The following is a 10,145-nucleotide window of genomic DNA, read 5'->3' as shown; positions in this document are numbered from 1 at the left end:
GATGAAGGCGGCGCTTTCGGGGGCGAGTTCGGCGCGGAGGAGGGTCATGCCGGTGGGGAGTTCGTGGATGGTGCAGCGTTCGGCTCGGCGGAGGAGTTCGTCGCGGGGTTCGCGGCCGTCTTGGTCGAGGCGGGTGCGGACGAGTTTGGCGATGCGGGTGACGTCTTGCAGGGGCGCGTGGGCGGCGTGCTCGATGGCGATGACCGACGCCGCCTCGAGTTCGCCTCTGCTGCAGATGCGGCCCGCGTTGCGGAGCTCCCGGACGATGGCCGCGGCCCCGTCGACGCTCAGGGGTGCTCTGGGTGTGCCGGCAGTGCTTGATGGGTGGGTGTCGTCCGGGCCTGTGTCGGGATCGGATGGGTCATCGGCGGCAACCGGTTCGAGCGATGCCGCGACTGCGGGGAACGGACATTCCTCCAGCTCGCCGAGCAACCCGCGCGGCTGCGTGATGGCGGCACCGACCTCCGCGATCGCCGCGCCTCGGGTGCGCGCCACCCGCCACCGCTCGGACACCATGACACCCGGGTTCGCGTAACCGGCGGCGCGCACCAGGGTGCCGTCGCGGCGGGAAGGCGACGGGCGCAACGCGATCGCGCCGGTGACGCGTGCGGCGAGGACCTCGACCGCATGCTGCACGGCACCGAGCTCGTCGAGGACACGGAGGATCGCCTCGTCGTTCATGTTCTCGAGCTGCTCCGCGACACCGGAGCCTGGACGGATCGCGTCGAGCGCGCTCTGCCAGAGCGCATCGAACCCGGCCGCGGCGGCGGTGAGCGGGTTCGGTGCGGTGCTGGTCATAGGTCCATCCAAACACGGACCACTGACACTCGAACGGACAAAGAATCAGCTCCTGATCTGGGAATTTATCCCACAGTTGATGCTTGCTCAGGGTGCCCTTCGACAAGCTCAGGGACCGAGTCTCCTCGGCGATCGAAGAGCGTTGCGGGAGGTTCAAGCGGGCCCCGCGACCGGCGCAGGGGTCGAAACGCCGGCAGCCGGTCCCTGAAAGTGTCGAAGGGCCCACGCGGACATCTTCCCCAACCGCCGCGCCAGCTCCGCGCGTAGGATCACCGCATGCGTTCATCGGCGATCGACACGGTTCTGGCGTTCATGCGGGCGTTCCGCGAGCAGGATCGGGATGCTGCCGAGGCGCTCATGCATGCGGACTTCGTCTTCACCAGCCCGCAGGACGACCACCTCGACCGAGCGACCTGGCTCGAGCGTTGCTTCCCGACCGCCGACCATTTCGACACCCCGGGCGTGACGCTCCAGATCGTCGAGACCGACGGCATCGTCCTCCACCGCTACGAGTACGTCGTGCAAGGGAAGACGTATCGCAACCTGGAAGCGACTCGTGTCGTGGACGGAACCGTCCAGGAGGTCGAGGTCTATTTCGGTGGCGCTGTCTGAGGGGCTGGATCGAACGCGTGCATCGCGGTCGCACGGGACTGCAACGCCACATGGCCGTTCCGTGCGCCCGCGTCGCCCGCGCCCGACCATCCGGCGACGGATCGCACCTGGGCGTGTCTGACAGGATTGAGTCATGCGCATCAGTTCTCGTCGAACGACCCTGGCCGCAGCATTCGCGGTCGCCGCCCTCGCCCTCGCCGGTTGCTCCACCGGCTCCTCGTCGGATGCGGGCCGATCCTCCGCCTCGCCGACGCCGTCCGTGTCGCAGCCACCGAGCACTCCGCTGCAGGAGCATACCCTCACCGACGATGTCGACGGCACCACGGTGACCGCCCTCGCGATCGTCGACGACTTCCCGGCGCCTGCAGGCACCACCGACGGCCTGCGTCCGATGCTCGTCCAGGTCCGACTCGAAGCCGGCGACGAGTACGGCGGCAGCGTCTTCCCGCACCGGGTCTCCGTCACCACCCGTGCCGTCAACCTCGAGTACGTGACGCTCGGCCTCGGAACGCCCGAAGAGTTGAAGGCTCCGATGGCGTCGGCCGGGTACCCACTCCTGCAGGCGACACCGGCCGGTGAGACGGCGACCGGCTGGATCGGCGCCTGGGTGCGCACTGATGAGACCGAGTTCGACCTCGTCTACGACCGCCCGGAGGGCAAGGTCATCGGCGGCAGCAAGAGCGGCGAGGTCGTTCCGCCGAGCCGCGACGTCATCCCGCTCATCCCGAAGGCCTGATCCGAAGGCCTGATCGGGATTCGGGCTTGGGCGGCCGTTCGGCGATCATGCCGACGAGCGGGGTCGCTCCGGGAACACAGCGGAGGGCGGGTTGTCGACAACCCGCCCTCCGCTGCACCAGTGATGCGTCTACGCGTTCCGCTCAGCGCCTGCTGCGGCGCGTGACCGTCGGCGCGTTTCCGCGAGCACCGCGGCGCCGACGCCGAACAGGAGCAGTGCGCCGAGGGTGAGTCCGGTGAGCGCGCCGCTGTCGACGCCGGTCTTCGCCAGGTCGCCGGTGGTCGCGCCGGGTGCCGGGGCGACCGTTCCCGGAGCGGGCGACCGGGAGGGCTCCGGGGTCGGCGTGGGATCCGGGTCCGGGGTCGGTTCCGGGTCCGGCGTGACGATCGAGCTGCTCAGATCGGTTGACACCGAGGCGCTGCTGTCGACGCCGACGCCGTCGGGCCCGGTTCCGCTCGCGGTCGCCACGTTCCTGACCGACCCGAGCTCGATGTCCGTCGCCGTGATGGGGTACCCGGTCGTGACGCGGACCTGCTCGCCGGGAGCGAGGACGCCCGCCGCGCCCGGCCACTCGATGACGAACTCGGACAGCTCCGGGAGCGATGCGGTGACCGTTGTCCCGGTGAGGGTTCGCGTGCCGGTGTTCGCCGCGATGATGGCGTAGCCGATGGGGTCGCCGACCGCCGCCGGTTCGCCGACGGACGTGGTGTCCGCCGTGATGGTCACGCTGATCTCGTTCAGTCCGTCGATCGGGAGGGTGGCTGCCGCTTCGTTCGAGACCACCGGCGAGGTCGCCGCGGCTCCAGTGGCGGTCGCAGAGCTGTCGAGGCGCATGGCATCGATGTCGGTCTGCGTCAGCGTGCTCGTCGCCGTCGCCGTCGCGACCTGTCCCGGCGCGAGGACGCGCTCGGCCGCGGGCCAGTCGAAGCTGAATCCGGAGAGGCCGGGAGTGGTGTCGGTGATCGAGACGTCGGAGACCGTCGCCGTGCCGGTGTTCCGGAGGGTGTACGTGTGCGTCACCGTGTCGCCGGGGGCGGGGTGGGTGCCGGTCTCCTCGAGCGCCATGGACTGCTCGAGTTCGAGCGACCCGACCGTCGCGATCGAGCGCTGAGTGATCCGCCCCGAGAACGCGGAGTACGAGCCGATGCCGAGGTCGCGGACCGTCCATGCGAGGGAGTTGTTGCCGACCGCTGCGAACGTCCAGGTGTTGCTCGCTGAGTCGTACTGCGCGGTGGCCGAGGTGACGGGCGCCGGGGTTCCGTCGAGCGACCGGATCGGGTTCTCCTGTGGTGCGCCGACGGCGATCTCGGGGAGCGCGATCACCTGGCGGTCCAAGCGGACGTAGTTCGTCGCGACCAGGCCGGCGAGCGGTGCGATGGAGGAGATGTGGTTCCCGGACAACTCGAGGGTCTCGATGTGGACCAGTTCGCGGAGCGGTGTGACGTCCTCGATCAGGTTGTCGTTGATCGTGAGCACCTGAAGCGCGGTGAGCGGGATGAAGGGCGAGAGGTCGGTGATCCGGTTGTCGTCGAGCGCCAGGGAGGTCAACCTCGTCAGGGTGCTCAACGGGCCGGCGTCGGACACGCGGTTGAGTTGCAGGTTCAGGGTGCGGAGGTTCGTGAGGCCTTGGATCGGCGTGACGTCCTCGATCTGGTTGGAGAGCAGGTTCAGGTGCTGCAGCCTCGTCAAGCTCGCCACCGGCGAGACGTCGGAGATCTGGTTGGACGCCGCCTCGAGCGAGTGCAGCGCGGTGAGTGTCGACAGCGGCGCCAGCGTGGTCAGCCGGTTGCCCTTGACGGAGAGGGCTTCCAAGCCGGAGAGACCGCTGAGGGGGCTCAGATCGCTGGCCCCGACGTCGTTGAGTCCGAGGCTCGTGAGGTTCACCATCGAGGCGAGCGGCGACAGGTCGGTCAGCGGCGCGGACTGGATGTTGAGCGATGTGAGCTGTGTCATCCCGGCGATGACCGACAGGTCGAGACTCGATGTCCCGGTGAGCGACAGGCTCGTGATCGAAGCGAGGGACGCGAGCGGCTCGACGCCGGCGGAGAGCGGCGCACGGGTGAGCGAGAGTGACGTGAGGTTGGTGAGTGACTCGATGCCGACAAGCGACTGGACGGTCGTGCCGCAGCGGAGCGTGGTCACCGTCGCAGCCTGCTCCTCGGAGATGGGCGTCCCGGATGGGAGCCCGAGCGCCTGTTGGACACAGTAGTTGAGGTTGCCATCGGCGAACGTGACGTCTGCGGCGTGCGCTGGCGTGGCATTGGCGATCGCCGCGACGGCGCCGATCGCCAGCGCGGCGATGGAGCGGAGTACGGGTGCCCGTCTCCGCGGCGGAGCGGCACCGACGCCTGGGTCGGGTTGGACGAGTGAGGGAGGGGTCATGAGATTCCTTCGATGGGGGAGCTGGTCGAAGACCATGGCTCTCGCCACGGCGCGGACGGACTTCCGGCGAACGGAGCTCAGCTCACGATGAAGGATCAGTATATCAGTCTGATATGCAGGATATGTTCGGATCGAGTTTCTCGTATCACGAGGGGCGCCACCCTCCACTGCCACTTTGGCTCACGACAGGACGAGCACCCCGCCCGTCGTGTCGGCGATCAGCGCCGCGAGGCCCGCCTGGAGCGCGTCGCCCGCATGCGCGGCGACCCCCGGCAAGCCGTTCGGCGCCGCTCGGGGCTCGTCGGCACGTCGCGCGGTCGCACCCGGCCAGACCACCGCGGTGACGTTCGCCGTCGGCTCCGGCAATTGTGCGCCGATGATGAGGAACTGCTGCCCGAGATTTGACGCCGAGGAGCGGTCGGCGACGTCGAGCAGCTCCAGGCCGAGCACGACCACGAGGTCGGGGGAACCGGCGAGCACGTCTGTGAGGGGATCTCCCGTGCCGGCGCCACCGGGAGGCACCACCGTCCTGCTGACGGCCGCGCCGGTTCGCGCGCCGATGGCGTCCACCGCGGCGTCGATCTCGGGGTCGGCGCCCTGGGGCACTGCGGTCACGACGGCGACCGTGAACCCCTCCGGTGCGACGGCGTCGGCCCATGAGGCGGGCTCGGGCGTGCTCGTCGCGCCCGGCACCGACGGCGCAGCGTCGGTCCGACCGGTCGGCGCTGTCAGGACCCCTTCGGTTCCACCGGTTCCGGAGCACCCGGTCAGTGCGAGTGCGAGCGCGAAGACGGCTGCGGAGTGGAAGCGGGCGACGCGCGATGGGCGCGTGCGGGTGGGCGACATGTGGGATCCGATCGTGCAGGCGATGACGAGATGACCGACCAGGGCCGGGCGCGGAAGCAGAGGTGCCCCGCCGTCGGATCGCGGACGACCATGGACGACGGGGCACCCGCCCGAGGTCAGCCCTCGCGACGCGCGCGGGCCCGACGCTGCAGCAGCGTCAGCGCGCCACCCAACAGGAGCATGAACGCGATCGCGACGATCCCGCCGATCTCCGCACCCGTGTTCGCGAGCGGGTCGGAGCCGGACGCGACCGGCGTCGGGGAACCTGGACCCGTCCCGCTGCCGGCGCCCGGTGTGCCGGGAACGGCGGGGGCAGCGGTGACCGTGACCGAGCGGCTTGCCGTCGCTGTGTTGCCGGCGGCGTCGGACACCGCGTAGCTCAGGGCGTAGGTGCCCGGCGTCATCGTGTCGACCGATCCTGAGACGGTGATCGCCGCGGTCAGGTCGCCGTCGCGCGTATCCGTCGCCGTGACGCCGGCGAGCGCGTCGAACGCAGCGCCCTGCTCCACCGTGGTCTCGGTCTCAGGCAGCACGAGCTGCGGCGCGACGGTGTCCTCGCGCTGCAGGGTCACCTCGTCCACGACGCTGTTCACCGCCGCCCGGGCGGCAGAGTTGGCCTCGCTCCGGAGCGTCGTGATCGTGATGGAGTCGTCGGTCACCCGGATGTTCGAGTAGTTGCGCGTGTACTCCTGGTTGATGACCGAGGCGAACCAGGCGTCGGGCGCCTTGACGTCGTAGTACTTCGACCCGCTCGCGGAGTTTGCGGTGACGTAGAGAACCTCGCCTGGGCCCGCGGTGACGGTGCCCTGTGCGGCGGTCTCGTCCGGGTTCGCGAGCTCGCCGTCCTTGATGAGGTAGCTGCGCGTGTAGCTGTGGTCGTGTCCCTGGAGGACGAGGTCGACGCCGAGGTCGGAGATGATCGACGGCAGCTTCGCCCGCATGTCCACGATCTGCGTGTCGTTCGTGTGCGCCGCCACCGAGTAGATCGAGTGGTGGAACGCGAGCACCTTCCACTTCGCGGACGCACCCTGCTCGGCGACGACCTGTTCGAGGAACGCGGCGTGCGAGTCGTAGTCGCTGCTGTTCGAATTGATCACCATGAACAGGACGTCCTTGTAGGAGAACCAGTAGTCGCCGCCCGAGGAGGTACCGGAGGTCGCCGCGCCGGCGGTGGGGTCCAGGTTCGGCACGTTGTAGTGCTGCTCGTAGGCCTTCGAGCCGACGTCGTGGTTGCCGTTGACGGGCACGAGCGGCATGGTGCGGAGCTGCTCGGGGGCGAGGAAGGCGTTGTAGTGGTCCTCGTTGCCGGCGCGCTCGACCTGGTCACCCGCTGAGAACAGCAGTTCCGCATCGGGGTAGGCGGCCTGTGCGACGTCCAGGGTGTCGGCCCAGCCGGCCTGGTCGTTCGCCACGTTCCCGGAGGCTCCGATCTGCGGGTCCCCGACGAAGAGGAAGTCGTAGTCGCCGGAGAAGGACTTGGTCGTGAACGCCGAGACCTCCGACCATCCGTTGTCGTCACTGCCGACCCGGTAGACGTAACCGGTGCTCTCGGCGAGTCCCGTGATCGTCGCGAAGCGGTTGAACTCACCACTCGTCGTGACGCCGCCGACACCCGGCACGTTCACCGCCGACGCCTCGGGGAAGGCGTCACCGGTCATCGCGGACGCCGGTGCGACCTGAGCGACCTGGGCGACATCGCGGTCGCTGTACCAGGTGATGCCGCGTTCGCTCTCATCGGCGCCGATCGTGAGGACGACGTCGGAGATCGACACGGGTTCGTCGGCTGCGACCGGGGCGAGCGAGGTCAGGTCGAAGTAGATGTCCGAGCTCGTGGCCCGGTCCTGGTAGAGCGCGACCGCGACGGTGTTCTCGCCGGCGACGAGTGCGCCCGCCGGAACGGTGAACGTGGAGGTGAGCGGATCGCCGTTGCTGGCGCCGGCGTACATCTGGTTGCGTGACGCCTCCGGCGCCGCCTCGACCTGCTCGTCGACGAAGCCGGCGACCTTGGTGCCGTTCACGAAGACCTGCACGGCGTCGTCGTACACGATGCTGCCCTGGAGGCTGTCGAGTCCGTCGAGCTGCTCACCGGTCAGCTCGAAGTCCGAACGGAAGTGATACGTCGGCACATCGGGTGCCGCGCTGCCGTCGATGTACTGGTTGAGCAGGGTCTTCGCGGTGTACGGGCCGATGCCGGTCGCGCGACCGTTCTTCGCGCCGAAGCTGCCGTTCGCGGTCTTCCATGCGCTGTCGTCGAAGCCGCCCTGCGTCCAGACCAGGCGATCGGCGGAACCGGCGGCCGGGTCGCTCGCGTCGTCGGAGTAGCTCCAGACGGTCGACGCGGTGTCGAGGAAGGTGTCGGGGTACGAGGCCGCCTGCGCCGGTGCGGCGGCGGTGGTGCCGACGCCCACGAGGAGCACGAGCGCTCCGAGGGTGCCGCCGGCGAGTCGCGTCGCGCGGTGTCGCGAGCGGTGGCGCGTGTCAGTCGCGCCGGTGATGTCGTTCACGCAGATCTCCAGTGTTCTTCCGAGGTGCAGGCATCGCCCGAACCGCCGAGCGAATCGCAACGCTCGGCAGCCGATCACGGTACGGAGACCGGATGAATGCGCGGTTGCGGGCGGGCGACCCTGCGGTGACCGCGCGGTGACCCCGCCCGTCAGGTGTCGTCGACTCTCCCGTCAACCCCGGGTGGATCCGCTGATATTCGGTACGCTGATGGCATAGCATTCGCCGACGAAGGAGATCCCGCATGCCCGTGCCCTCAGCCAACCCGCCCGTCGAGCGTCGGTCACTCCGCGAGGTCGCGGTCGAACGCATCCGCACGGCCATCTTCGACGGCACCCTCGAGCCCGGTGAGCACCTCAACGACGGCGAACTCCAGTCCTGGCTCGGGATCTCCCGCACGCCGATCCGCGAGGCCCTCAACGACCTCGCCCGCGTCGGCCTCATCGAGATGGCCGCACAGCGGTACACCCGAGTCGCCCTGCCCGACCCGGCACAGCGCACCGAGGTCATGCAGACACTGGGCGCGATGCTCGGCGGTGTCGTCCGCGTCACCGTGCCCGGTCTCGGCGCGACGCAGAAGAAGGCGCTCGTCCGCGCGATCAACCAGGTGATCGTGGTCGTCGAGCAGCGAGACATGGCCGAGCACGGGCGACTCAGCTGGGAGCTCTTCGACGCGTTCATCGCCGCGTGCCCGAACGCCACGCTCGTCGCGGCGACGAAGGACATCATCGACGGCCTCACCTACCGGTCCTCCGCGACCCGCACCGAGGAGAACACGGACTGGGCGGCCAAGGAGCAGGGCTATCCGGAGCTCCGTGAGGCGGTCGAGGCCGGTGACGCGATCGCCGCCGAACTGGCGGTCGAGAACATCTTCCGCCTCTCCACGCAGCTGTAGCCCCCTTTCGTCGGCCACCCTCCGACAGGCGGATCCTGAGCTTGTCGAAGGGCAGGGACCAGCATCCGGTCACTGAGCCGAATTCCGGTCACTGAGCCTGCCGAAGTGCCACCGCCCGCCCGGCGAACCCGACGAGGACGACGACGCCGCCCACGAGCACCGACGTCGGCGGCAGTGTGAACATGAGGACGACGCAACCGACGGCGCCGAACACACTGACCGCGCGAGGGTACCGTCGGTGCTCGCGCGTCTGGCGGAACGCCGCGACGTTGGCGACCACGTAGTAGAGCAGCACGCCGAACGAGGAGAACCCGATCGCGCTCCGGAGGTCGATGAGCAGGACGAGGACGACGACGACCGCGCCGACGAGGAGCTCCGCCCGGTAGGGGGTCGCGAAGCGCGGGTGCACCGCGTCGAGCACCCGGGGCAGGTCGCCGGTCCTCGCCATCGCGAAGGCGGTCCGTCCGATGCCTGCGAACACGGCGAGGAGCGCCCCCAGACAGGCCGCCGCCGCACCGAGTCGCACCAGCGTCGCAGCCCACGGCCACCCGTTCGTCTCCACCACCGCGGCCAAGGGGCGCGCACTGGACGCGAGACCGTCTGCGCCGAGCGTGAGCAGCGACACGACCGCGACGGCCGCGTAGACGATCACCGCGACGGCGAACGCGATCCCGATGGCGCGCGGGATCGTCTTGGCCGGGTCGCGGACCTCCTCGCCGAGGGTCGCGATCCGCGCATACCCGGCGAAAGCGAAGAACAGCAACCCCGCGGACTGCAGCACGGCGAGCGGGCCGGCGTCGAACCCGAGCGACGCGAGCCCCGTCGAACCGGCGTCCGGTCCGACGAGGCCTGAGCCGACGACCACGGCGAGGACCAGGAGGACGGCCACCACGATCACCCGGGTCGCGGTCGCGGTGCGGGTGACCCCGAGGCAGTTGGTCACGACCACGAGGGCGACCGCGAGCGCGGCGACCGGACGACTCCACTCGGCCGGTGCAGCGTACGCGGCGAAGGCGACCGCCATGGCTGCGGCGCTCGCCGTCTTGCCCACCACGAAGCTCCATCCGGCCGCGAAGCCCCACCACGGCCCGATGAGTTCGCGGCCGTACAGGTAGGTGCCGCCGGCCGAGGGGAGTTGTGCGGCGAGTTGCGCGGAGGACATCGCGTTGCAGCAGGCGACGACCGCGGCGATCATGAGCCCGATGAGGAGTCCTGCGCCGGCGACCTCCGCCGCCGGCTGGAACACCGCGAAGACGCCGGCGCCCATCATCGACCCCAGGCCGATGAACACCGCGGCGCTCGTGCCCAGGCGTCGCTGCAGTCGGGGATCGCTCACCCGATCACGGTAGTGCCGTCAGGTGAACAGCAGGGTGC

General features: G+C 69.7%; 8 protein-coding genes. 3 read left to right on the top strand and 5 right to left on the bottom strand.

Annotated elements, in window-relative coordinates; all coding sequences use genetic code 11:
* Positions 1 to 798: hypothetical protein (locus tag A4X17_RS06990; protein WP_157583370.1), on the bottom strand; the 798-nt coding region annotated here is incomplete at its 3' end.
* Between the two features lie 276 nt (positions 799 to 1,074).
* Here A4X17_RS06990 and A4X17_RS06985 point away from each other — a divergent pair.
* Together A4X17_RS06985 and A4X17_RS06980 are read left to right on the top strand one after the other, a co-directional pair.
* Complete coding sequence (locus A4X17_RS06985) at positions 1,075 to 1,410, top strand: nuclear transport factor 2 family protein (protein ID WP_064294943.1); 336 nt, start codon at positions 1,075 to 1,077, stop codon at positions 1,408 to 1,410.
* Between the two features lie 133 nt (positions 1,411 to 1,543).
* Positions 1,544 to 2,146: a hypothetical protein gene (locus A4X17_RS06980; protein ID WP_064294942.1), complete on the top strand. Its 603-nt coding sequence runs from the start codon at positions 1,544 to 1,546 to the stop codon at positions 2,144 to 2,146.
* Between the two features lie 129 nt (positions 2,147 to 2,275).
* On the opposite strand, the gene A4X17_RS06975 is transcribed toward A4X17_RS06980, so the two are convergent.
* The 3 genes from A4X17_RS06975 to A4X17_RS06965 form a co-directional block, all read right to left on the bottom strand.
* Entirely contained in the window at positions 2,276 to 4,528 is a 2,253-nt protein-coding gene (locus A4X17_RS06975; protein ID WP_064294941.1) for a leucine-rich repeat domain-containing protein, read from the bottom strand.
* A 180-nt stretch (positions 4,529 to 4,708) separates the two neighbouring features.
* The gene (locus tag A4X17_RS06970; RefSeq protein WP_064294940.1) at positions 4,709 to 5,374 is read right to left on the bottom strand and encodes a hypothetical protein; all 666 of its coding nucleotides are present in this window, start codon (positions 5,372 to 5,374) and stop codon (positions 4,709 to 4,711) included.
* A gap of 116 nt (positions 5,375 to 5,490) precedes the next feature.
* Positions 5,491 to 7,878, bottom strand: coding sequence for an immunoglobulin-like domain-containing protein (locus A4X17_RS06965; RefSeq protein ID WP_064294939.1), 2,388 nt, complete (start codon positions 7,876 to 7,878; stop codon positions 5,491 to 5,493).
* Positions 7,879 to 8,120: 242 nt separating this feature from the next.
* Between A4X17_RS06965 and A4X17_RS06960 the strand changes: the two genes are divergently transcribed.
* Positions 8,121 to 8,771 carry a GntR family transcriptional regulator gene (locus A4X17_RS06960; protein ID WP_064294938.1) on the top strand — a complete coding sequence of 217 codons (651 nt, stop codon included), beginning with the start codon at positions 8,121 to 8,123 and terminating at the stop codon, positions 8,769 to 8,771.
* 88 nt (positions 8,772 to 8,859) lie between these two features.
* Here the strand turns inward: A4X17_RS06960 and A4X17_RS06955 are convergent, their stop codons facing one another.
* Complete coding sequence (locus A4X17_RS06955) at positions 8,860 to 10,107, bottom strand: APC family permease (protein WP_064294937.1); 1,248 nt, start codon at positions 10,105 to 10,107, stop codon at positions 8,860 to 8,862.
* Positions 10,108 to 10,145 lie beyond the last annotated feature (38 nt).

Origin of the sequence: Plantibacter sp. H53, from assembly GCF_001650455.1 — a bacterium.
Classification (GTDB): Bacteria; Actinomycetota; Actinomycetes; order Actinomycetales; family Microbacteriaceae; genus Plantibacter; species Plantibacter flavus_A.
This window is presented reverse-complemented; position numbering and strand designations above follow the sequence as displayed.